The organism is Georgenia sp. G2120 (genome assembly GCF_055326485.1).
Window position 1 is genome coordinate 44772 of record NZ_JBUZNL010000009.1, and the last position, 23379, is coordinate 68150.

Consider the following 23379-nt stretch of genomic DNA (forward strand, 5'->3'; position numbering starts at 1 on the left):
CTGGTCGACACATTCTGTCTCTTGTCGACCCTGATCGGACCTGCCTATGACTTCTCGTCGACCTGCCCGCCGCACGCCGCAGCGTGCCACATTCCCCGCCCGCGGAACCTACACTGAGGCTCGGCGCATCGCGTCCTTGCTGCGCAAGGAGACCGTTGGCGGTGGGCTGCTCGTGCTCATGGCCGTGATCGGTATCGTCTGGGCGGACGGGTACTTCGCGCTGCGCGACCTGGAGATCGGGTACGAGCCCTGGCACCTGCAGCTCAGCCTAGGCGCGTGGGCGGCGGACGGGCTGCTCGCGATCTTCTTCTTCCTCGTCGGCCTCGAACTCAAACGAGAGTTCGTCGCCGGCGACCTGCGCCGCTTCTCCACCGCGATCGTCCCCGTCGCGGCCGCGGCCGGCGGGGTGGCCGTGCCGGCGCTGTTCTACCTCGCGGTCGTCGGGCAGGACCCGGCGCTGATGCGTGGATGGGCGATTCCCACGGCGACGGACATCGCGTTCGCCGTCGCGGTGCTCGCGCTGATCGGCTCGCACCTGCCGAGCTCGTTGCGGATCTTTCTGCTCACTCTCGCCGTCGTGGATGACCTGATCGCGATCACGATCATCGCCGTCTTCTACACCGACACGATCGAGATCGTCCCGATACTGTTGGGCCTTCTCACGGTCGCGGTGTACGCGGTGCTCGCCCAGCGGTATCGGCAGTTCTTCCGCCTCAAGCCCGCCGCGGCGTGGCTGATCCTGCTGCCGCTCGGTGGTGTCGCCTGGGCGTTCGTCCACGCCTCGGGCATCCACGCGACCATCGCCGGGGTTCTGCTCGGCTTCACGATCCCCGTCCTGCACCGCCGCCGCGACGGTGTCGCCGACACCGAGCCGGGACTGGCCGAGGTGTTCGAGCACCGGTTCCGGCCGCTGTCGGCCGGGTTCGCGGTCCCGGTGTTCGCGTTCTTCTCCGCCGGCGTCGCCCTCGGCGGCCTCGAGGGGTTCCTGTCGGCACTGACTGACCCGGTCACGATCGGCATCGTTCTCGCGCTGGTCGTTGGGAAGCCGGTCGGCATTGTGGCGGTCACCTGGCTGACCACCCGCATCCGGGGCATCCGCCTCGACCCGGCCCTGCGATGGATCGACCTGGTCGGCGTGGGTCTGCTCGCAGGTATCGGCTTCACGGTGTCGCTGCTGGTCACCGAGCTCAGCTTCACCGCGGCCGATCCACACCACGATCACGCCAAGGTCGCGATCCTGCTCGCCTCCGTGCTTGCCGCCGCGATCGCGTCGATCCTGCTCACCAGCCGGAATCGCCGCTACCGCCGGATCGCGCAGGCCGAAGTCGTTGACGAGGACGGAGACGGTATTCCCGACGTGTATCAGCGCTCATAGACCACGCGTGGTTTACGTGCATCAGCGGCCGACCCGGGGCCGCGACCAACTGACGCACACCAGCCCTGCGAGCGCGAGCGCCACGAAGCCCGGGGAAGGCGGGCTGCGACGTCTTCGCAGCCCACGAGGAAGCCTAGGTTCCGTGAACCCGCACGCTCCACCAGCTTGAATAGCGGCCGAGAGCACTCAGGTTCCCGAGATTTCCGACCGAGTTCCGCGGAACCCGTTACTTTCCCCGGTCATGCGTCCGGTGGTGTCGAACGCGGCGAGTTCGGCGGGGTGGAGCTGGTGCTGGACGACGAACGACCTGTCCTTGATCCGCCACAGGCCCTGCCCGGTGCCGAGCCCGGGGAGCAGCTTCTGCTCGGTGCCGGTCAGTCCGAGGGCGTGGGCGGTTGCGCCGAGTTGGTCGGGCTCTTGCCGGTAGATGATCCTGGTCTCGGCGTTCGCCAACAGGGACGAGGCGAGGGCGCGCATGGCGGAACCTTGGTCGCCGACGTTGTCGAGGTCGGTGAGTTTGTGGAAGATCAGCATGTTCGCGATCCCGAAATGCCGGGCGAGCCGCCATTGCGCGTCCATGCGGCGCAGCAGGGCGGGGTATTGCATGAGTCGCCAGGCTTCGTCGTAGATCACCCACCGTTGGCCGCCGTCCGGGTCCGACAGCGCCGATTCCATCCACGCCGAGGAGCAGGTCATCAGCACGGAGATGAGCGTGGCGTTCTCCGCCACTCTCGACAGGTCAAGGGACACCATCGGTAGGGACGGGTCGAACCGGACCGTCGAGGGGCCGTCGAAGAGTCCTTGGAGGTCTCCGGCGACGAGGCGGCGCAGAGCGTGCCCGGCGAGGCGGCCGTCTTCGGCGAGGCGGCCGTCTTTGTCGTCTGCGGGGCCCGGGGCCAGGATGCGGTCGACGACCATTGGCAGGATCGGCACCTCCGCCGACCTCACAGCGTCCCTCAGGGCGAGGTCGATGGCGGTGTGCTCCAGCGGCGACAGAGGCCGGTCCAGCACCGTCTCCGCGAGCGCGCCGATCAGGTCGCGACGGCGGGAGGCGACCTGCATCGCCCACTCCGCATCCGACACCGAGGACGGCCGATGCCCCTCATCGAGCGGGTTGAGCCGGTTCGACAGGCCGTGGCCGAGCACGATCGCGCGTCCGCCGACGGCTTCGGCAACCGGCGTGTGCTCGCCTTTCGGATCGCCGGGGACGTACACGCGGCGCCCGAACGGGAGGGAGCGGGTGTAGAGGGACTTCGCCAGTGACGACTTCCCCGACCCGACGATCCCGGCCAGCACGACATTCGGCGCGGTAATGAGGCCCCGCTGGTACAGCACCCACGGGTCGTACACGAACGACCCGCCACTGTAGAGGTCCTGGCCGACGAACACGCCCTGGCTGCCGAGGCCGCCTTCGGCGAGGAACGGGTACTGGCCGGCGAGGGTCGCGGAGGTGTCCTGATGCTTGGGGAGCCGGAACCTGCCCGGCGTCCGCAGCGCCGCAGGTCCCGGCTCACCCGCGGCGGGCAGGTACCTCGTCGCGCGTTTCTCGGCCTGCTCGGCCTGCCAGCGGGCTTTCGCCTGCGCCTTCCGCCTCTCGCGGGCGGTGGTCTCGATCCGGGTCGCGGCCCGCCTGCGGGCCTTACGGTGCTGGCGGCGTTCGCCTTCCGGTCCGACCAGCACCGCCGTATGCAGCCGGCCCTCCTCCTGCCCGCTCACAGCGCCAGCCCCCGCCCCTGCGACACGGACGCACCCGGCCGGCGAGCGAACCAGTCCTTCCCCTCGGATCGCCGCGCACGCTCCGCCGTCCCCGCGGCCGACGCCGACGCCGAGGCGGGGGCCGGTGTGTGGATCGCGCGCAGCTCCGGGTCTGGGGCAGCGTGGTGGGCACGCAGCAGGGAGACGTGGCTGAGGAAGGGACTGTAGGTGAGGGTGTAGGAGCCGTGGGTCGCGGTGCGGTCCAGGGTCCCGACAGGGGGCGTGTCGTAGACGTACCCGTTCTCGAGCGCGGCCTGGGTCGTCTCCTCCCCGAAGTCGTGCCCGGTGAGGTGGTCGATCGCGGCGTCCGTGCCGTCTCGGTCGATGATGTCGAGCACCCGGTCCGCGTCCTCCCCTTGGAGGAACACGACACTCACCCATCGCCGGTCGGGCGTGTGGGGCAGGTCGGGGTCGTGGTCGATCAGCTCGGCCAGGCTGTCGGGGTCGCGGCGGGCGGCGTCGGCCACCCATTCGGGGAACGCCCCGTCGTGGTCGGTGTGGTCGCCGGGGTGGTCGAGGGCGTACTGTCGGGACTCGCCGGCGGCGGACAGGAACACCGCGAGCTCTCGCAGCGCCCGAGCTGGGGACACCGGGGCCCCGGTCCCGGTGAACAGGTCCCGCCCTTCGATGCTCTGCCCGGTGGCGGGGTGCTCGATCAGGTACGCGTACCGCTGATGCTCACCCAAGGGGGCATCCGGCCACACCGTCAACGTCAGCTTCCCGGCCTGCACCGTGGCCCGCACAGCACCGGAGGTGTCGAGCGGTTCGGGTGCGGGGCGCCAGGCGATCCGCCCGGATTGCGACATCGCGGCGTTCACCCGGTCGTGTACCGCGTCCAGCAGGGTGCCGGCCTGGTGCAGCTCGTCGGCCGCCGCCAGCGCCGCGGTCGCGCCGGCCGTCTGGTTGCCGGCGTCGTCGTGCGCGCGGGACCGACCTCCGATGTGGGCGGCGGCGAGCTGGTCGAGCACCTGCCGCAGCGACCGCACCCCCGCCAGCAGATCACCGAGCACCGAGTAGGTGTCGGCCGGGTCGGTGAACGTGCGGGTCGCGTGGGCAAGGCCCCGCAGCGCCTGGGATGCTTCGGCGGCGTCGTCTACGGGATGGGTGAAGGTCGGCATGATCGGAATCTCCTCGCAAGTGCGGGCGGATGGTGGGTGTGGTCAGACGTTTCGGCACAGCGGCAGCGCGGCGGCGGTGAACGCCTGGGCTTGCTGGCCGACAAGTCGGCGGGTCTCGCAGGACGCTTGGATCGCGGACTGCTCGACCGCGGCGACCGCGGCGTCGAGCTCATCGACGGTGGGTGCAGAGATGCTGATGAGGCCGGTGACACGCAGGACGCCATGTCCGGCGGTCAGGTCGGCCTCCTGCTGGAGCACGTCGTCCAACTCGGCGGACGCGCCCGCGTCTTCGATCTGCCCGATCTTGCGACGCTGGGCGGCATCGCTGATGAGTTCGGTCTTCTTCTTCCGCAGGTCCCGGGCGGCCTGATCGGCGCGGACCGGGGTGTAGTGCAGGGAGAGGGTGCGCAGGATGCCGCCGGTGAGCACGAGCGGGGCCAGGAAACCCGGATAGACCTGGGAGCGGGGCCACTCGGTGATCCACAGCACCGCATGGTGGGCGCTGTCCGACCGCAGCCGCTCCCACGTCTCGGTGACCGCGACCGGGCCGGCCGTGGCGAGGTCACGACCCAGAGTGCCGTGGCGTTCCAGGGCGGGAGCGGCGGCGGGGTCGTACGCGGAGCGGAGGATGACAGCGACCTCGCCCGGGGTGAGCCACCCCGTGCTGGACAGCTCCGCGGCCCGCAGTGCCGTGGTCAGCGTGGTCATCTCCTGCCGCAGCACCGCGGCGGCTCCGCGTATCCCGCCGCCGGCGGTCCTGATCTGCCGGGCAGCCGCTTTCATGTCCAGGGCGAGGCTGATGGTGGTGGCGTGGCGTTCCCCGGCGGGACCGGCCCGGTCGATGAGCTCGGCGTAGGTGGTCGCAGCCCACGACCCGTCGTCGGTGCCGTGCGTGGCCCACCACTCCGCCAGCCCCGTCCCGGAGTCGGGCAGGGTCCGTTCGGACACCTGAATCCGCGCGATCCGCCCCGACCGACACGCGGCGGCCAGCACGCGCCCCCACCCGGCAACGCGGTGCTGCTGCTCTCCGGGGTCCAGGAGCACGAACGCGGGATGGGAGACGCCGAGGATCACCGTCAATGTCTGGGCGTGGGGGTCGTGGATCATGCCCGCCCCGGTCTCCGGGTCCTCCCACTCCCGCAGGGACGCGGCATCTCCGGGCAGGGCGAGGGTTCCGGCTGGGCGCGGGGCGATGACTCGGCGGCGGTGGATGAGTTGTCCGAGATAGGTCCGCGCCGCCCAGCGGGCAAGGATGGGCACCCACTCGATCACCTTCCGCCCGCCGGCGGGGATGACCGCGAGAAGCGCAGCGCCGGCCCAGACCGGGGAGGTCCAGGCCATACCCATACCGCCTGCCGCGTAGAGAGAGGCAACGACGGTGAGAATCGCGATGCCGAGGACGATCAGTTGCGGCAACGACAGTCCCAGCAAGATTCCGCGGCGAGCGAGACGAGAGAACTGCACCGGAGCGAGCGGGTAATCAGCATGCGTCGTGGTGACCATCAGGGGTCACTCCTTCCCAGAAGCGGCAGGCTTGGTCGACGGCGGCGGGGCCGGCTGGGAACGGCGCGGCACCGACCCCGACGAGGGGACTGCCGCCGGGACGGTCGGGGCGGGGTTCGCGGTGGCGGGAGGGACCGGCGGAGGGGCGGCCTGCTCCGCTGCTGCCTCGGCGTGGCCCTCGGCGGCTCCGCCGACGGCGGTCCCGGCCTTCGGCCCGGCGGTCGCGGCGCCCTTGACAACCGCGCCCCCGACGACCACGGCCGCACCGACCGGACCGGCCGCCGCCCCAGCCCCCGCAGCACCCGCACCCGCAGTGCCGGCGCCCGCGCCGGCTCCGGCACTTGCTCCGCCCGATGCGGCGGTTGTGCCTGCGGCGGTCCCGGTCGTTCCCGCGCCGGCCGTGGTCCCGGCGGCACCCTTCGGGGCCGCTCCGCCTCCACCTCCACCGGCACCGCTGGCGCTGGTGCCGGTGTTGCCGCCGTCGAGGACTTTCTTGGCGGTGTCGCCCTGCGGGGCGGATGGGACGGGGACGGGCCGGTTCAGCGCCGACTTCGCCTCCTGCTCGCTGGACATGGCGTGGTACATGTCGAAGCCGACGAACGAGAGGAACTTGTAGGTGATGTACGGGGCGAACGCGGCGATGAACATCAGCACCACCCCCGCGATCGGATCACTGATCGAGGCGAGGTCTGCCTCGATCGGGGCGGACACCTGGCCGATGGCGACGAGGAAGATGACGACCAGCACCAGCTTGCTGAAGATGAGGGCGATCACGAAGGCCGCCCACTTGGCGAACCATCCCTTGGTCGCATCCCAGGTCGCCCCGGCGAGGGCGATGGGTCCGAACACGATCGCGACCAGCAGGAGGGCTTTGCGGATCAGCAGGGAGAACCACACGATCGCGGCTGCGCTGATGGCGAGACCGGCGAGGAAGATGGTCAGGATCGCGCCGACGCCGGGGGCGGCGATGTTGATCCCGGCGAGCCCGGTGGCGAGGAGCCCGATCTGGGTTCCCATTCCTTCCATCGTGTTCCCGGTGGCCTGAACGATCCCGACCGCGAGCTGGTCGGTGATTTCCAGCAGTAGCGCGGTCAGCGTGATGACCAGGAACGACCCGAGCACGCTCTTGGCGAGGCCCAGCGCGGCACGGGACAGGGCGGTCGGGTCGCGGTGGATGAGGCCGGTGATGAGCTGGAGGCAGAAGAACACGAGCATCACGAAGATCGCGACGCCGAACAGCACGTTATAGACACCGATGTACTCCGGGCTGGTGACATCGACGAGCGTGGTGGTGTCGAACACCCACCACACCGCCTCGAACAGCCACGCCGCAGCACCGGCCATCGCCTGCCCGAGCCAGTCGAACGGCGCCGCGATCAGCGACGCGGTGCCCTCACCGACCGCGTCGCACACGGAGGAGATGACCGGGACATCGCAGATACTCACCGCACCCACCCCCACAGGCGGCGCGTTGTCGGAGTGGTCATCAGACGGCCTGCCCGACGCCCCAGAAGAAGTTGATGAGGGTCACCGCGGCACCGCATATGATCGCCGCCCCACACGACACGAGCACACCGACCTTGCCCCGGCTGGCGAGGTGCGGGTTAGAGGAGTTGGCGCCGAAGCCCCACACGATCGCCGAGACGATCAGCGCGAGGACGGAGAGGATCAGGCCCACGGTCATCACCGCACCGACGATGATGCGCAGTTGCTCGATACCGGGGAGACCTGAGCTGTTGGGGTCGATGTCGATCACGAGGATGCTCCTGACTGTTCACGGGGACGTGTTCTCGACGGTCAGGTGCGCCCGATCACCCCGTGGCGGCATCCGTGCAGCGCGGCCGGTGGCTCGTATCGTGGAGAGGTGGTGGTGAGTCGAGTGGTGGCCGCGTATGCGAAGCGTGCGGGCGAGTACATCGACGCCCTGGGGTTCATCGAGGCCACGGCCGAGCAGGACCGGAAACTAATCGGCGCATGGGCGGAGGACGTCCCCGGCCTGATCCTCGATGTCGGGTGCGGGCCGGGACACTGGACGGCCTGGCTGCACCAACGAGGTCACGACATCGAGGGCGTCGACCCGGTGCCGGCGTTCATCGACCACGCCACGGCGACCTATCCGGGTGTCCCGTTCCGTGTCGGACAGGCCGAGCATCTGCACGTCGCGGACGCCGGTCTCGGCGGCATCCTGGCCTGGTACTCACTCATCCACACCGACCCCGCCCGTGTCCCGGCCGTGCTCGGCGGGTTCGCCCGCGCCCTCACCCTGGACGGATCGCTCACGCTCGGATTCTTCGACGGCCCGGTGGTCGCGACGTTCGATCACACGGTGACCACCGCGTACGTCTGGCCCGTCGACGCGCTCGCAGAAAGGGTCGAGGAGGCCGGGTTCACAGTGACCGCGCGGCACACGCGCACGGACCCCGGCGCCCGGCCGCACGGGGCGATCATCGCCCGCCGAACCCGGCCCGCCTCGGACTGATCGGCCGCATCGCGGTCAGAGCTGTTCGCCGACGCCGAGGAGGAAGTTGACCCACGCAACCCCGGCACCGGCCAGGGCAGCGGCGCCGAGGGAGACGAACAGGCCGGTGCGGGCTTTGGTGGCGGCCTGGTAGTTGCCACTGCTGGATGCGATCGCCCACACGATGGCGCAGACGATCAGCATCAGCACCGCAACGATCAGCACGAACATCAACAGGGCGCCCACGATGGCGCGCAGGTCTGAGGCGCCACCGACGCCGCCGAAATCGGGGAACACATCCATCACGCACCCCCTGTCGTGGTGCAGCCGGCGAGGGCGGTGTCCCCGCCGGTGACGCCTTCTGCGCCGTGCTCGGCGAGCCAGGCGGTGGCGTCCACCGGGTCGGAACCGCGCCCGCCGGGGTGCATTTCCAGGTGCAGGTGGGGTCCGGTGGAGCGGCCGGAGGAGCCGACATCGCCGATGTGCTGTCCCGCGGTCACGCTCTGCCCTTCGGCGACGTGGATGCCGGTCTCCCACATGTGCGCGTAGTACGACGCGACCCGCTCACCTCGCACGGTGTGCTCGATGATGACCAGCCCGCCGAACCCGCCACTGAACCCTGCGTGCACGACCACCCCGTCGGCGATGGCGAGGATCGGGGTGCCGTCTGCGGCGGCGAGGTCGGAGCCTGCGTGGAAGGCGCGTTCCCCGGTGAACGGGTCGGTGCGCCACCCGAAACTGCCGGTGTCCACCCACGTCCCTTCGGGCAGTGAAAACACGATGCGGGTGGTCTCCGGCACCACCGGATCACCGCCGGCCCCGGTGGGTGCGGGGCGGGTGAGTGCGGCGAGGATCGCTTCGGCGACCGGCTGATAGTTCTGATACCTGTCCGGGTACGCGGAGACCTCGACGGCCTGCGCGGCCTCACCGGGGTCGAGTTGCTGCCAGCCGGGGATGTCGAGCAGCCCTCTGGGGCTCGGGTAGTTGGGGCCGGTGGGTCCGCCATAGAAAGCGCGCGCCTGATAGGTCGGGTCCATGAGGTCGGCGACGGTGCCCCAGCCGGATTGCGGGCGCATCTGGAACAGACCCAGGCTGTCGTGGTCACTGCCGTTGCCGTCGTTCGGGTAGTCCGCCGATTCGGGGTAGGTGCCGGTATTGGCGAGCATCCGCAGGTGCGATTCGGTAAGCGCGGCCATCAGCGCGATCACCACGCCGGGCCGGCCCACCCCGGCGGTCTGGGAGCCTGTGGCGATGATCGTCGCCGCGTGAGTGAGCTGCGTCTTGTTCAGGGTGACGGTCTCCCCGTTGCGGGTGGTGGCGGTCAGGGAGTCCGGGATCGGGCCGACGATCAGCGATCCCGGCGCGCAGGCGGTCATCGCCGGGTTGACCACCGCGGCGACCCCGACGAGCACGACCGAGGGGGCCAGGAACAGCAGGGCCACCGCGGCGGCGGCGAGTTTCTTCCACATCAGGACACCGCCGTCTATCGCAGGGGGTTGTCGAGCTGGGACAGCCGCAGCAGCTCACAGTGCGTGCCGGTGATCCCTCGGTTGGCGACGACCGGGGTACAGACGATGAACACCGTGAAGACGACCGGGCGGGAGGCCTCGACGGGTTCGGTGCCCCAGGTGCCGTCCCGGTGCCGGGTCCCCTCGATGGTGTATGCAACGGCGCCTTCGGGAATCTGGCCGGGTGCTGCCTGCGAGGTCGCGGTCACCCACGCCTCCGGGATCGTGGCGGTGTCGATGGTCAGCCACTGGCGGGTCTGGTGCTGCCGGAGCTGCGCCCACGCCTCCGCGCCGGGCAGGTAGGCGCGGACATCGCCGGCCAGCGCGTCCGCCTCCTCGCCGGCGGCGACATCCACGATGACCTGGGCGTAGTCGGCCGGCCCGTACCCGCTGGTGGTGTCCCAGCCGAACAGTGCCTGGGCGACCTGCCGGGCGAACGCCTCCGGCCCGCCGAGCTGTGACACGGGCGCTGGCCCGGCCGGGGAGGTTCCGGTTGGCGGGGCCGTGATGGTCGGGGCCTGTGTGCCGGTGGGGGCGGGTTCGGTGCGGGGTGCGGGGCCGCGCAGCAGCCCGTAGATGCCGACACCGACCAGCAGGGCGAGGACGAGCCCTGCGGCGATCAGGGCGATCAGCACACGGCGGCGGCGACGATCATCGGCAGGGGCGGTGGGGTCCATGCGGGCTCCTCCCAGAAGGCGACAGAAGTGGTCGCCAGGAAGGTGCACCCCGCCACCCCGAAGGCCGATCACATCGGCGCCGGCCAGGTCGGCGACGGTTAGGCGATGTGTTCGCTGCGGCGCTCGGCCTGCCGGGACGCGCGTGCGGCGTCGGCGAACGCGACGGTCCCGGCGATGGTGTCCTCGAACCGCGACCATTGCTCGTCGGTGAGCGCCGGGCCGACCTCGGCGGGGTCGTGGTGCGCCCACCAGTTCGCGAGGTCGTCCCAGATCGCGAGGAAGACGGTCAGCGGGTATGGCACCGCCTCGCCCGGTTCGACCGCCGTCAGTCGGGGGCGGGGTTTGCGGCCGGTCTTCTTCGCCGCTTGCACGCGGGCGAGCGCGTCTTTGGCGAGGTGCTCCAGCTCCACGGCGCGAGCGTCCCGTTCCGCTGCCCGGACGCCGGCGGCCTCCGCCCGTGCCTGCTCGCGCAGCTCGGACGGCTGGGTGGGGTCGGCGGCGAGCTGGTCGAGCTCGGCGAGGGACAGTTCCGCGTTCATGCGCAGGTGGGCGGGGTAGACCTTCCCGCCGGCTCTGATCCGCTCCACTTCCTCCGCCGCACGCTGCCGGACAGCGTCGGGCTGGGCGGGGTCGGCGGCGAGGTCTTCGAGGCGCACGATGCGTTCCATCGTGGTGTGGGAGTCGCGGCCGGTGACCATCTGCGCGGCTTGCACCGCCGCCTCCCCGGAACCCTCCCACGGTGCCGTTAAGTTAACGGCACCGTCCTCCCCGCCTGCGTCGGCGGCCTGGAACCGGGTGGCCTCCTGTCGCAGCGTGGCCCCTTCGGTCAGGAGGACTTTGAGCTCCCGGTAGAGGGCGGCGGCTTCGAGCTGGGTGAGCGGTTTGTGCAGCAGGTTGTCGTCCTGCTCGGCCAGAAGCTGCCCGAGCCGGTCGGACACCCCGGACCGGACCCACACGTTGACGGTCTTCCACCCGAGCTGCCGGATCGCCGCCAGGCGGCGGGCACCGCAGATCAGGTGCCCGCCGAGGGTGATCGTGATCGGTTGCAGCAGCCCATTGCGGCGGATCGACTCGACCAGCGGTGCCAGGTCGCCGTAGTCCTGCCGGTGCCGGGACCCGACGCCGATGGAATCCACGGCCCGTTCCAGCTCGATGTGGCCGCCCGGCGGGGTGCTCATGGCAGATCGCCCCCGGTGTCGGGGGCGGCAAGCCCTGCGGTGAGCACGAGGTCGTCGTCGCGCAGCAGCGCGCGGAGGGGTTCGCCGTTCAGCAGCCGCAGCAACAGGCCGCGCCCGGTGTTGGTGCCGGACAGGGCAGGGTCGGGGTGGCCGAGCACGATCCGCAGCAGCGTCGTCCACGACGAGCCGGGAATATCCAGCAGGGCGCGGGCCTGCCGGTCACGGCGCAGCGTCTCGAACGCCGACGCCCGCGAGACAGACTCCGCAAGCCGGCCGGTGATGTACTCCACCGCCGCCCGCGCCGTCACCGGCTCCCAGCCCACCCAGGAAAGCAGCGCGATGGTGTCCTCCACCGCGACGGTGACGTTCACCGTACGCTCCGGTACCACCTCATCGCCGTCCTGCTCCTCGTCGGTGTCGGCGAAGGGGGCGATATGGAAGGCGGGGTGGTAGTCGGGCAGCGGGTTCTCCCGATCACTGAACCTCTCCGCGTCGTGGAACACCGAATAGCGGGGGCGGCGTGCCTGGTGCACCGAGCACAGCAGCCCGTTGCCGCGTTCCTCGCCGATGCAGGTCACCTGCACCGCGCGGGTGACCACCGCCCACGGGTCATCCGCCCGGCGGGTCGCCGCTCCCCGCATGGCCTCGAACGCGGCCGAGGCAGCCTCCCACGGGTCCAGGCCGTGCTTCTTCGCGAGCGCGGCGTACTTGTCGGCGGCATGCCGCATCAGCAAGGCGGCCTCCGGGTCGTGCCGCCACGCGCCCGTGCCCGCCTCGTGCAGCCGGTTCAAGAGCGCGCGCAGCGCCTCCGAGTCCTCGAATCTCGCCCGCTGTTCGCGGGTGCTTTCCGGTGTCATCACAGCACCTCCTGCACAGCAGGTGCACCGGGACTCCCACCCGTGATCGGGTACCTCGGTTTTCGGGATTTGTGCATCGCCGGCTCACCCCAACCCGATTCCGGACCGCGACACCCACGAGTGCCGGGCGCTCCCGCCGCGACCGAACGCGGTCACCGGCGGCAGGCGACGCGCCCGCTCGCTGACCGCCCGTGCCCCGGAGCGGGCGACGGTGCGCACACCCCGGTAGGCCTGTCCGGGTGCTTGGCGGGTGCGGCGGGCGAGCTCGGCATGGAAGTCGATGCCCTGCCCGGCCACTCTGCCCGTCCGCGCAGCCAGCAGATCAGTGGGCCGCACCCACTCCACCCCCGACCGTCGCCTCCCCGCCTCCACGTCGGCCTTCGGCTTCGTCACGGACGGGTCGCCGTGCCGGGCCAGCTCCGACACCTCCCCGTCCCCTCCTCGACGCGGCTCCTCGGTCGCCGCCGCAGACTCATCCCGGTGACCGTCGCGGAAGAGCGCAGGGGGCTGATCGTGCGTGGCGAGGTTCTGGTTGTCGTCGTTCATGTCTCCTCCTCCGAGTCGGGGCCGGTCAGCGCCGGCCGGGCGAACCACCGGCCCACCGTGGACGGGTGCACGCCCAAGTGCCGGGCGATCTGCTTGTTCGACCACCCCTCCGCCTCCCGCAGCAGCACCGCCGCCTCACGCCCCGCACCCCGCGAGACCGCCACCGTCGCCACAGGGACGGACGCCACCACCGCCTGGCCCGAGTCGGCCACAGGCGCTGTCGGCCGCTCGGTAGACAGATCGGATACAGGCGTCCGGGTGGGGCGGGTGAGGATGACGGTGAGGTGGGTGATCGCCAGCAGCACCAGCGGGGGCACCGCCGCGACGGACGCGGCGAGCACGGCCGGCACGTCGGCGTCGGCGGCGACGACGGCATGGATCGCGTTCGCTGTCACCGACACCACCGCGCCGGCGGCCAGCAGCCCCCACGGGTACCAGGCCTGCCGGTGCCCGGCCAGGGCGACCACGGCGACGGTTGCGACGACGATGATGCCGTCCACGATCAGTGGCCACGCCCACGCCTGCCCCGCCTCGATCCCGGAACGCCGGGCCAGGTCCGCCAGAGCGGTGAACGACAGCCAGAACGCTCCCGCGGCGATGAACACCGTCCCGCCCGCCGCGGTCACCACCGCCCACCGCCTCCCTGCCTGCGTCGCCATCACAACCCCCTCCCCGGCACGGCCGGGCGAGCCGGCCCAGGCCGGCGGTCGAACCAGCCGGCCCCTGCCGGTAACGCGCCCTGCGTCGCGGAGGCCGTCGCGCGCCGGGAGGGGTCGGGGTGGACGGCGCGGTAGGCGGAGCGCACGGTCGCGGTGATCTCCCGCGGCCCGAAGTCCGATTTCGCGGCGGTCAGTACCGCATCGAGCGCATCAGCGAGGGGGACGCCGCCCTCGGCCAACCGGCAGGAGGCCCAGAACAGTTTGAGATTGCGGTCGGTGTCCTGCCGGTCCAGCCACCGCGCCAACCGCTCCGCATCCTCCCGACCCACCCGCTGCCCGCCGAACGGACGAGGGCGGATCGGAGGGCGGGGGTCGAGGAAGTCCCGCAACTTGCCCGCGTCCAGCTCGCGTCCGGGCTCAGGGGCCGCCTGGACGATGCGGTATCCGGTCGTGGCGCCGCCGATGGGTCGGGTCGAGGGCGGGACGATGATGTAGCCGCCGTCACCACGGAAATCGACTCCCGCGCGCCCAGCCTGCCAGGATCGTTGTGCGGCGCCCGGTGTCGCCGGGTAGTAGGCGTGCATGCCACCCGTGGGGGTGCGCACCAGCAACTCCCACCCCTCAACCAGTCCGGCGTCGCGGGCACGGCGGAAGCTCGCCCGCCCGTCGACCGGGCCGTGCACGTCCACATCCACCACCACCAGCCCAGACGGTGCACCCGTCGGGACGGCGATGCTCGCGCCCGGCCAGCGTCGCCACCACGCCGACACCTGGGCGGGATCGGTGCTCGCGTCGTGGAACCCGTGCCCGGTCAGGGGGCGCTTGCCGTCCGGCACGCACGGGAACACCGGCACCCCAGCGTCCGCGAACCGTGCCGCGGCCGCAAGCAACGGCAGGCCCGCGGCCTCGGTGAACAGCGACGCGGCCCGCATCACAAGCCCCTCACCGCGGTATCCGCCGCCCGAGACGCCCGCGCCGGCTCCACCCGCGCCGCCGTCGCAGGCCGCTCCGCCCGCGCAGGGCGTTCGGTACGCGGGGCGTCGCGGTTCAGGCCGGGCGGGTCGCCTCCGCCGAGCTGCACGGTCGGGAGGGCATCGAGGATCGCCCCGGCGGTCTTGCGGACCCGCTCGCCTGTGGCCTGCACCACCTCGGCGGGGTCCTTGTCCTTCACCGTCCCGGCCCACCCCGACACATACGGGATCGTGTACGAGCTGGTGTCCATGCCGTGCGCGGCGCCGATCATCAATGCCACCGACTCCGCCTCCACCTCCCCGATCCCGCGATGCCGTGTCGCATCCGGGTTGTCGGGGCCGTGCAGGCGCACATGCGCGAGCTCGTGCGCGAGGGTCTTCACCTGCGCGGCATCGTCCATGTCCATCCGCACCGAGACCGTGCGATTCGTGTAGTCGGTCAGGCCGTTCGCGCCGTGGATCAGCCCGGCGTGCTCGACCCGCAGCACCGCGAATCCTTCCGCTTCCACCAGGCCGGCCAAGCCCTCCCATAGCCCTTCGGGCGCGGCGCCTTCCAGCAGCACCGGCGCAGCGCGCTCAGGGATCGGATCACCCGTCGTCTGCGACACGTCCCAGACATAGGCCGGCTTCGCGCCGACCATCCGGGAGCGCACCGCCTCGCCCGGCTTCGGCTTCTCGAACCGCCCCAGCCGGCGCCACGACAACGAGTCCTGCGGGGTCGAGGACGCGAACCGGCCCGTCACCGGGGCGAAGATCATGTACCCCGGCTGGCCCTTCTCCACCTGACGGCCGAGTGTCTGCCACTGCTTGTACCCGGCGACATACGACGGCTCCGGCGCCGACACCCGCCCCTGCTCGAAAGCGTCGAGATGCTGAGCCCAGATCAGCAGCGTGTTCCCAAACGACCGCGACCGGAACCGGGCTGCGAACTCGAGCGCGCGACGCCAGTCGTCCCCGGAGGAAAGCTGACCGACCGCAGCCGCCAGCCGTTCATGCAGCGCGTCGAGCTTCGCATCCCGCGCGGCCCGCTGATCTTCGGTCGCGGCCATCGGTGTCCTCCTCCCGGCGTGTCACACCGCACACGGCGGATGACTCCTGCGACCAGAAGGTGCGCCAAGAGGAACAGCGAAGGTCGAGACGGACGACGGGCAAAGTTGGCGACCGCCAGGCGCAGCGCTGAACCCGACGTGGTCAAACTCGGTCTACATCATCCGCTGGCGCCCTGGCGATCTGAGCACCAAAACATGAGCGTTTCGCCTGGGCATACGCGCGTTCAGTCAGGGTTTGAGCGTGCCGGAGCACCACTGCTGATTCTCCGATACTCCGACGGGGACACGCCGATGCTCCTGCGGAACTGACGTGCAGCGAAGTCAGGATCGTTCCAACCCACCCTGGCGGCGATGTCCGAGATAGGTGCATCCTCCACGCGCAGGAGGTGGGCCATTCGTTCGGCACGGAGCATCGTCAGGTACGAGATCGGTGACTTCCCAAACGCGTCGACGAAAACTCGACGCAGCTGAGACACCGACAAATGCGCTCGCGCCGCGAGCTCGGTCACCGTCCAGTGGCGATCCAACTCCACACGCAAGGACTTTGCAATATCCAGCACCTCAGGACGTACAGGGCGGAAGAGGCGATGACGTGGCACGGTGGGAACCGACGCGTTTCGCCGCGCGACAGCGGTTCCCTCATTGGCGACCACGAGAAACGGAACCAAGACATCGAATACGGCAGAGACGAGCGATTGCGCCCGATAGAAACGATCAGGAGGAACACCCTCAACACTCAAGGCAGCCAACTCGTCAAGCCACGGCATCATCAGCCCCGCCCGGTGCTTACCGATGCGCAGAACCTGGGTGGGTTCCGCATAATGCGTATCGAGGAACTGGCTCGCGTCGAGCCGCTCCTGGAACCGTGAAGCATACTGCCAAAACACTTGATCAATGACATAGTCTCGGTCGAGATAGAGCGTCGTGGTCGCTACCCACCCATCGGGCTCAGCACCACAGAGAGTGTTCGCCGCCAGAACAACAACATCACCGACGCTGACAAAGTGCGCGCCAAACTCGCTGAAGAGTCGAGCCCGACCCGCCCGTATGACAATGAACTTGACGCAATCGAAAGCGATCGGCTCAACCGGCGCGTGCGCGACTTGCGTTCGGGCGAGCAACGGCGAGAACGCGGCCACCGGCGCCACCGGCACACCAGCAGACTCCGTAGGCCCCTCCCACCGAACATCGCCAGTCATAGTTGGCAATCGAAGGGCACTCGCGTCTGAGAATCGAGTACCCCTAACGGTACTCATATGACGCTTGCCAGAACCCTAACGGCTACCTCACGTTGAACAGTTTGCGTGCAGTTTGCGCCGAGGTAAGGTCACCAGACCATCGGGAGGAGAGATGCGAGGAATCCTACTGCTGCGGTGCAGAGCATGGTGATTGCGAGGGTGCGGCAGAGACGTTCCGGGTGGGAGCGTTTGTGCAGGTGGAGTCGGTCGGGCCGGCGTTCGGGAACGTATCCGGTGACGGTGGTCGAATCGTGGTCGCGAAGATCATCGCGGGGTGTGAGGGGGCGCGTATAGGTGCGTTCCTTCGCGCTCCATATCGCGATCTGCTGCTGTTCGAGGTCCTCGACGATGGTGACGTTCGTTGGGGTGCGCGGACCGTCGATGGCGGCGATGATGAGCGCTGCGATCAGGAAGGGGATGCCGATGATTGCACCGATCCAGGACAGCATTTCGCCGACGATTCCGATGATGTCGGTGATGCTCATCGCTGCGGGGTGGGTTGAAGCTAGGTGGTCATGCCGTCGAGCCGGTAGCCCATGCCGGGTTCGGTGAGCAGGTGGGCGGGGTTGCTGGGGTCTTCTTCGAGTTTGCGGCGGAGCTGGGAGATGTAGAGGCGAAGATAGCCGGTGTCTTCGGCGTGTTCGGTGCCCCAGATGGTGGTGAGGATGGTTTGGCGGGTGACGAGTTTCCCGGCGTTGCGGATGAGGATGTCGATGAACTGCCACTCGGTGGGGGTGAGTCGGATCTGTTTCCGCCCATCGGAGGTGTCGCGAGTGACGCTGTGGGCGGCGAGATCGATGGTGACGTTGCCGAGGTGCACCACGGGCGTGGCATCGTCTTGGGGAACACGCCGTGTAAGGGCGCGGATGCGAGCGAGGAGTTCTTCGACGGCGAAGGGTTTGGTGATGTAGTCGTCGGCGCCGGCATCGAGGGCTTCGACCTTGTCGCCGGCGCCGGCGCGGCCGGACACGACAAGGATGGGGGCCTGGGACCACCCGCGGATGCCGTGGATGACTTCGATGCCGTCGAGTTCAGGCATGCCGAGGTCGATGAGGAAGATGTCCGGGTGATGGTCGATGGCTGCCGTAATCGCTTGGGCGCCGTCGGCGGCGGTGAAGATCTCGTACCCCTTGGCGGTGAGAGTGATGCGCAGGGCGCGGAGGATCTGGGGGTCATCGTCGGCGATGAGGATCTTCATGACGGCTCCTGGCTCGTGGAAATGGTGGGGAGGGAGATGACCATGGTGAGTCCGCCACCGGGGGTGTCTTCGGGGTTGAGGGTGCCGTGCATGGCTTCGATGAATCCGCGAGATAGGGCAAGGCCGAGGCCCAGGCCGGTGGTGTTGTCGGTGTCGCCGAGGCGTTGGAACGGCAGGAAGATATCGTCCAGTTTCTCGGGTGGGATGCCGGGTCCGCGGTCGACGATGCGGATTTCGAGACGGTCTCCGAAGGTGCTGGTGCTGACGTGGATGGGGGTGCCGGCCGCGCTGTAGCGGTGCGCATTGGTGAGGAGGTTGACGAGCACACGTTGGAGGAGGACCGGGTCGGCGTGCGCCACCGCGTCACCGTGATTCAGCGCGAGAGTCACGTCGGTGGGGCCGAGGTGGAGTTCGTCGAGGGCGGGCGCGATGGTCTCGGCGGGATCGGTCGGGACCTCCGCGATAGTGAGAACGCCCGCCTGCAGCCTGCTGACGTCGAGGAGATCGGTGACCAGGGTCGCGAGTGCACCCAGGCTCTCCTCGGCGGTGTCGAGCAGTTCCCTCTTCTGCGCGGACGCCAGGTCGGGTCCCGCCGCTTTCAGCCCACCGACCGCGGCGGATGCAGCCGCGAGCGGGCGACGCAGATCATGACTGAGCGCGGACAGGAGCGCACCGCGCACCCGGTCCGATGCCGCGATCGGTTCGATCTGTTTCGCTGTCTCGGTGAGGTGCTCGTGTTCGAGGGTTGCGGCGAGTTGTGCGGTGACGACGGCAAGGAGGCGTTGCTCGGATGCGGCGAGGTCGGGGCCGTGCAGTTCCAGGGTGGTGTCGTCGGTGATCCGGAGGCTGGCGTGATGGTTGTCGGGCAGCGGTTCCCCGGACCGGGCGAGGACGTCTTCGCCGCGCATTAGCCGCACGCCGGGGAGTTGGAAGGCTTCGCGGGTGCGGTCGATGAGTGCTTGGATCGCGTTGTCTCCGCGCAGGACGCTGCCGGCGATGGTCTGGATGAGTTCGGATTCGGCGGCGGAGCGTCGGGCAGCTCGGGTGTAACGGGCGGCCCGGTCGACGACGAAGCTCACCAGGCTCGCGATGAGGACGTACAGGATCAGGGACAGCAGATGATGCGGCTGGTGGATGTGGATCGTGTACAGCGGTTCGATGAATAGGAAGTCGAGTGTGATGCCCGACAGGACGGCGGCGAACAGGGCTGGCCAGATGCCGCCGACGAGCGCGACGATGACGACGAGGAGCTGGTAGCTGAGGACGTCGGTGGTGATCGAGTCTTCGCTGCGGAACAGGCTTAGCAGTGCGGTAAGCGCGGGCCCGCCCAGGAGCGCGACGACGAAGCCGAGGATGCGTCGTTTGCGGGTGAGCGCTCCGGTCAGAGGGGGCAGGGTGAAGCGTTTGCCGGCGGCGGCGTGGTTGACCATGTGCACGTCGATGTCGCCGGATTCGCGGACGACGGTGGCGCCGATTCCGGGTCCGGTGAACGCGGCGGTGACGCGTCCGCGGCGGCTGGCGCCGAGGACGAGCTGGGTGGCGTTGACGGAGCGGGCGAACTCGACCAGGGCGGTGGGGATGTCTTCCCCGATGACCTGATGGTAGGTGCCGTTGAGTTTTTCGACGAGCGCACGCTGTTCGGCAAGGGTCGCCGGGTTCCCGGTGCGGAGCCCGTCTTGGCTGGTGATGTGCACGGCGATGAGCTCGCCGCCGGCGGAGCGGGCCGCGATCCGCGCGCCGCGGCGCAGCAGCGTCTCGCCTTCGGGGCCGCCGGTGAGGGCGACGACGACGCGTTCGCGGGCTTCCCAGGTGCTGTCGATGCCGTGGTCTTTGCGGTATCCCTTCAGCGCCTGGTCGACCTCGTCCGCGAGCCAAATGAGGGCGAGCTCGCGTAGCGCGGTGAGGTTCCCGAGGCGGAAGTAGTTCGACAGGGCCGCGTCGATGCGTTCGGCCGGGTACACGAATCCGCCGCTGAGCCGGTCGCGGAGCGCTTGCGGGGCGAGGTCGACGACCTCGATCTGTTCCGCACCGCGGAGGAAGCTGTCGGGGACGGTCTCTCGTTGCGGGACGCCGGTGATCTGTTCGACGACGTCGTTGAGGGATTCGATGTGCTGGATGTTGAGGGTGGAGATGACGTCGATGCCTGCGGCGAGGAGTTCTTCGACGTCTTGCCAGCGTTTGTCGTTCTTCGAGCCGGGCGCGTTGGTGTGCGCGAGCTCGTCGACGAGCGCGATCTCGGGGCCACGGTCCAGCACCGCCTGCAGGTCCATCTCCTCGAGGGCAACCCCGCGATGTTCGATGCGTGTGCGCGGTACGGCCGGGATTCCCGCGGTCATCGCCGCTGTTGCTGCGCGGCCGTGGGTTTCCACGATCCCGACGACGACATCTTTCCCGTTCCCGAGGAGGCGTCGCCCTTCTTCCAGCATGGTGAAGGTCTTGCCGACGCCGGGGGCAGCGCCGAGCAACACCCGAAGCTGCCCCCGTTTCGGCATGATCAGTCCTCCAACTCGTCCAGGGCGAGGTTCAGTTCCAGAACGTTCACCCTCGATTCTCCCAAATACCCGGCGTCGGGGCCCTGGGTGTGTGCCGCGACGAGTTCCCGCACCTGCTCGGCGGGGATCCCGCGCACGTCGGCGACCCGGTCGATCTGGATCTGCGCGTAGGCGGGGCTGATGTGCGGGTCCAGTCCCGACGACGACGCGGTCACCGCGTCCGCGGGCACGTCGGCCTCGGTGACGCCGTTGAACTCCGCGATCTGAGCCTTACGCTCGGTGATCGCCGCGATCAGGTCTTCGTTCTCCGGGCCCCAGTTCGTTCCCGACGAGGAGCGCCCGTCGTAGCCGTCTCCGGCAGCGGAGGGCCTGCTCTGGAAGTACTCCGGCAACGGGTTGCCGTCGGAGTCGGTGAAGGACTGGCCGATGAGCGAAGACCCGACGACGTCGCCCTCATTGTTCGTGAGGGATGATCCGTTGGCCTGGGCGGGGAAGGCGAGTTGTCCGATCCCGGTGATCAGCAGGGTGTAGCCGATGCCGAGGACGACGGTGAACATCAGCAGCGCACGGGTAGCGACCCACAGGGTCCGTCCGCTGCTGCGTGTTGCAGTGTTCATGGGGTGTGTTCCTTTTCGCAGGTCAGAATCCGGGGATCAGGCGCACGAGGAGATCGATGAGCCAGATGCCGATGAAGGGGGTGATGATGCCGCCCAGGCCGTAGACGGCGAGGTTGCGGCCGAGGATCTTCGACGCGTTCATCGGCCGGTACTTCACGCCGCGCAGGGCGAGGGGCACGAGGAACACGATCACGATCGCGTTGAAGATCACCGCCGACAGCACCGCCGATGCGGGCGAGTGCAACCCCATGACGTTCAGCACCGACAGGCCCGGGAACACGCCCATGAAGATCGCCGGGATGATCGCGAAGTACTTCGCGATATCGTTCGCAATCGAGAACGTGGTCAGCGCGCCGCGGGTGATCAGCAACTGCTTGCCGATCGCGACGATGTCGATGAGCTTGGTCGGGTCGGAGTCCAGGTCGACCATGTTTCCGGCCTCTTTCGCCGCCGACGTGCCGGTGTTCATCGCGACGCCCACGTCGGCCTGCGCGAGCGCGGGCGCGTCGTTGGTGCCGTCACCGGTCATCGCGACCAGGCTGCCGCCCTCCTGCTCCTTGCGGATGTAGGCGAGCTTCTGCTCGGGGGTGGCCTCGGCGAGGAAGTCGTCCACGCCGGCCTCCTTCGCGATCGCCGCTGCGGTGAGCGGGTTGTCGCCGGTGACCATCACGGTGCGGATGCCCATGGCGCGCAGTTCCGCGAACCGCGCGGTCAGGCCCTCCTTGACGATGTCTTTGAGGTGGACCACTCCAAGCACCCGTCGCTGTCCTGTCCCGGTCTTGACCGCCACCACCAGCGGGGTGCCGCCGGAGGAGGAGATGTGCTCGACGTGCTCATCCAACTCGGCGAGCACACTGCTGGGAAGGCGCGTGCCGTCCTCTTCCAGCCAGGCGGTGATCGCCGAGCCGGCGCCCTTTCGGATCTGAGACCCGTCGGGCATGTCCAGCCCGGACATGCGGGTCTGCGCGGTGAACGGCACGATCTCCCCGTTCCCTGCGGCTTCCGCGTCGACTCCCTCTACGTGGGCAAGATCGACGATCGACTTGCCCTCCGGGGTCGGGTCGGCCAGGGACGAGAGTGCGGCGGCCTCGATGAGCTCCCGCTCGCGGACGCCGTCCAACCGGACGAACGCGGTCGCGCGGCGGTTGCCGTAGGTGATGGTACCGGTCTTGTCCAGCAGCAGCGTGGTCACATCTCCGGCCGCTTCCACCGCCCGCCCGGACATGGCCAGGACGTTGCGTTGCACGAGACGGTCCATGCCCGCGATGCCGATCGCGGACAGCAACGCTCCGATCGTGGTGGGGATGAGGCAGACCAGCAGCGCCACCAGAACGGTGATACTCGCCGGGCTCGCCGGGTAGGAGGCGATCGGGTTCAGCGTCAGCGCGACGACGACGAACACGATCGACAGCGACGCGAGGAGGATGTTCAGCGCGATCTCGTTCGGGGTGCGCTGGCGGGCCGCGCCTTCCACGAGCGCGATCATCCGGTCCACGAACGTCTCGCCCGGCTTGGACGTGATCCGCACGACGATCCGGTCCGAGAGCACCCGGGTGCCGCCGGTGACGGCGGACCGGTCACCGCCGGACTCACGCACCACAGGGGCCGACTCACCGGTGATCGCGGACTCGTCCACGCTCGCAATGCCCCATACGATGTCCCCATCGCCGGGGATGAGCTCCCCGGCGGACACCACGACGATGTCGCCCAGCCGCAGATCCGCCGAGGACACGTCCGCCGCCGGGGTCTGCTCCGCTGCCGGATCGGTGCCGGGGTGGTAGCTGACCACCCGGTGCGCGGTGGTGCTGGTGCGGGTCTTACGCAGCGTGTCGGCTTGCGCCTTGCCGCGGCCTTCGGCGATCGACTCGGCGAGGTTCGCGAACAGCACCGTCAACCACAGCCAAACGGCGATGATCCAGGTGAATGACCAGGGCACGCTCGTGCCACCCGACTCCGCGGGGCCGCCGAGGAAGGGCTCGACGACGGCGAGCAGCGTGGTGAGCGCGGCGCCGACCCACACGATGAACATCACCGGGTTGCGCCACTGGGCGCGAGGGTCGAGCTTGCGGAGCGCACCGGGGAGCGCGGCCTGGATCTGCGCCCAGGTCAGGGTCTTGCGCCGTGCGGGCGCCGACGATTTCGGCGCCTCGGGAACAGGGGTGTGTGTGAGAGTTGACATG

22 protein-coding genes are annotated in these 23379 nt (G+C 69.6%); 2 read left to right on the forward strand and 20 right to left on the reverse strand.

The features are described 5' to 3' along the window. The first annotated feature begins 46 nt into the window (after positions 1-46). Positions 47-1375 carry a Na+/H+ antiporter NhaA gene (gene nhaA, locus ACZLMO_RS11005; protein WP_463653782.1) on the forward strand — a complete coding sequence of 443 codons (1329 nt, stop codon included), beginning with the start codon at positions 47-49 and terminating at the stop codon, positions 1373-1375. Between the two features lie 186 nt (positions 1376-1561). On the opposite strand, the gene ACZLMO_RS11010 is transcribed toward nhaA, so the two are convergent. The 5 genes from ACZLMO_RS11010 to ACZLMO_RS11030 are packed head-to-tail and all read right to left on the reverse strand — an operon-like array spanning position 1562 to position 7507. Next, positions 1562-3091 (reverse strand): VirB4 family type IV secretion system protein, encoded by a 1530-nt coding sequence (locus ACZLMO_RS11010; protein ID WP_175985599.1) that lies wholly within the window; start codon positions 3089-3091, stop codon positions 1562-1564. Beyond that, a complete protein-coding gene (locus tag ACZLMO_RS11015) occupies positions 3088-4248 on the reverse strand; it encodes a hypothetical protein (RefSeq protein WP_293784564.1) in 1161 nt (386 codons plus the stop codon). The genes ACZLMO_RS11010 and ACZLMO_RS11015 overlap by 4 nt, the downstream gene beginning before the upstream one ends. 42 nt (positions 4249-4290) lie before the next feature. Then, positions 4291-5751, reverse strand: coding sequence for an SCO6880 family protein (locus ACZLMO_RS11020; protein ID WP_062764857.1), 1461 nt, complete (start codon positions 5749-5751; stop codon positions 4291-4293). Positions 5752-5757: 6 nt separating this feature from the next. Continuing rightward, on the reverse strand, positions 5758-7197 hold the full coding sequence (locus tag ACZLMO_RS11025; RefSeq protein WP_463653783.1) for a TrbL/VirB6 family protein: 1440 nt from the start codon (positions 7195-7197) through the stop codon (positions 5758-5760). A 40-nt stretch (positions 7198-7237) separates the two neighbouring features. Continuing rightward, positions 7238-7507: a DUF6112 family protein gene (locus tag ACZLMO_RS11030; protein ID WP_062764860.1), complete on the reverse strand. Its 270-nt coding sequence runs from the start codon at positions 7505-7507 to the stop codon at positions 7238-7240. 108 nt (positions 7508-7615) lie between these two features. On the opposite strand from ACZLMO_RS11030, the gene ACZLMO_RS11035 reads away from it, so the two are divergent. Beyond that, positions 7616-8230 carry a class I SAM-dependent methyltransferase gene (locus tag ACZLMO_RS11035; protein ID WP_082758355.1) on the forward strand — a complete coding sequence of 205 codons (615 nt, stop codon included), beginning with the start codon at positions 7616-7618 and terminating at the stop codon, positions 8228-8230. 15 nt (positions 8231-8245) lie between these two features. On the opposite strand, the gene ACZLMO_RS11040 is transcribed toward ACZLMO_RS11035, so the two are convergent. The 15 genes from ACZLMO_RS11040 to kdpB form a co-directional block, all read right to left on the reverse strand. Further along, positions 8246-8512 (reverse strand): DUF6112 family protein, encoded by a 267-nt coding sequence (locus ACZLMO_RS11040; RefSeq protein WP_062764863.1) that lies wholly within the window; start codon positions 8510-8512, stop codon positions 8246-8248. Continuing rightward, entirely contained in the window at positions 8512-9621 is a 1110-nt protein-coding gene (locus ACZLMO_RS11045) for a M23 family metallopeptidase (RefSeq protein WP_463653784.1), read from the reverse strand. Before ACZLMO_RS11045 ends, ACZLMO_RS11040 begins: the two co-directional genes overlap by 1 nt. Positions 9622-9692: 71 nt before the next feature. Then, on the reverse strand, positions 9693-10394 hold the full coding sequence (locus tag ACZLMO_RS11050; RefSeq protein WP_175985598.1) for a hypothetical protein: 702 nt from the start codon (positions 10392-10394) through the stop codon (positions 9693-9695). 98 nt (positions 10395-10492) lie between these two features. Beyond that, positions 10493-11572, reverse strand: coding sequence for a ParB/RepB/Spo0J family partition protein (locus ACZLMO_RS11055; RefSeq protein WP_062764872.1), 1080 nt, complete (start codon positions 11570-11572; stop codon positions 10493-10495). Further along, a complete protein-coding gene (locus ACZLMO_RS11060; protein WP_062764876.1) occupies positions 11569-12429 on the reverse strand; it encodes a hypothetical protein in 861 nt (286 codons plus the stop codon). Before ACZLMO_RS11060 ends, ACZLMO_RS11055 begins: the two co-directional genes overlap by 4 nt. An 84-nt stretch (positions 12430-12513) precedes the next feature. Next, on the reverse strand, positions 12514-12975 hold the full coding sequence (locus tag ACZLMO_RS11065) for a hypothetical protein (RefSeq protein WP_062764879.1): 462 nt from the start codon (positions 12973-12975) through the stop codon (positions 12514-12516). Continuing rightward, positions 12972-13634, reverse strand: a complete 663-nt coding sequence (locus tag ACZLMO_RS11070) for a DUF2637 domain-containing protein (RefSeq protein ID WP_062764883.1) — start codon at positions 13632-13634, stop codon at positions 12972-12974. The genes ACZLMO_RS11065 and ACZLMO_RS11070 overlap by 4 nt, the downstream gene beginning before the upstream one ends. Continuing rightward, a complete protein-coding gene (locus tag ACZLMO_RS11075; protein ID WP_062764886.1) occupies positions 13634-14566 on the reverse strand; it encodes a bifunctional DNA primase/polymerase in 933 nt (310 codons plus the stop codon). The genes ACZLMO_RS11070 and ACZLMO_RS11075 overlap by 1 nt, the downstream gene beginning before the upstream one ends. After that, a complete protein-coding gene (locus tag ACZLMO_RS11080; protein ID WP_062764889.1) occupies positions 14566-15654 on the reverse strand; it encodes an ArdC-like ssDNA-binding domain-containing protein in 1089 nt (362 codons plus the stop codon). Before ACZLMO_RS11080 ends, ACZLMO_RS11075 begins: the two co-directional genes overlap by 1 nt. A gap of 224 nt (positions 15655-15878) precedes the next feature. Continuing rightward, entirely contained in the window at positions 15879-16793 is a 915-nt protein-coding gene (locus tag ACZLMO_RS11085) for a helix-turn-helix transcriptional regulator (RefSeq protein ID WP_463653785.1), read from the reverse strand. A gap of 188 nt (positions 16794-16981) precedes the next feature. Beyond that, entirely contained in the window at positions 16982-17377 is a 396-nt protein-coding gene (locus tag ACZLMO_RS11090) for a hypothetical protein (protein WP_062764895.1), read from the reverse strand. A 20-nt stretch (positions 17378-17397) separates the two neighbouring features. Continuing rightward, the gene (locus ACZLMO_RS11095) at positions 17398-18090 is read right to left on the reverse strand and encodes a response regulator (RefSeq protein ID WP_062764898.1); all 693 of its coding nucleotides are present in this window, start codon (positions 18088-18090) and stop codon (positions 17398-17400) included. After that, the gene (locus ACZLMO_RS11100) at positions 18087-20582 is read right to left on the reverse strand and encodes an ATP-binding protein (protein ID WP_062764902.1); all 2496 of its coding nucleotides are present in this window, start codon (positions 20580-20582) and stop codon (positions 18087-18089) included. The genes ACZLMO_RS11095 and ACZLMO_RS11100 overlap by 4 nt, the downstream gene beginning before the upstream one ends. A 2-nt stretch (positions 20583-20584) precedes the next feature. Further along, on the reverse strand, positions 20585-21199 hold the full coding sequence (gene kdpC / locus ACZLMO_RS11105; protein WP_062764905.1) for a potassium-transporting ATPase subunit KdpC: 615 nt from the start codon (positions 21197-21199) through the stop codon (positions 20585-20587). 22 nt (positions 21200-21221) lie between these two features. After that, on the reverse strand, positions 21222-23378 hold the full coding sequence (gene kdpB / locus ACZLMO_RS11110) for a potassium-transporting ATPase subunit KdpB (RefSeq protein WP_062764909.1): 2157 nt from the start codon (positions 23376-23378) through the stop codon (positions 21222-21224). Between the last annotated feature and the right edge of the window lies 1 nt (position 23379).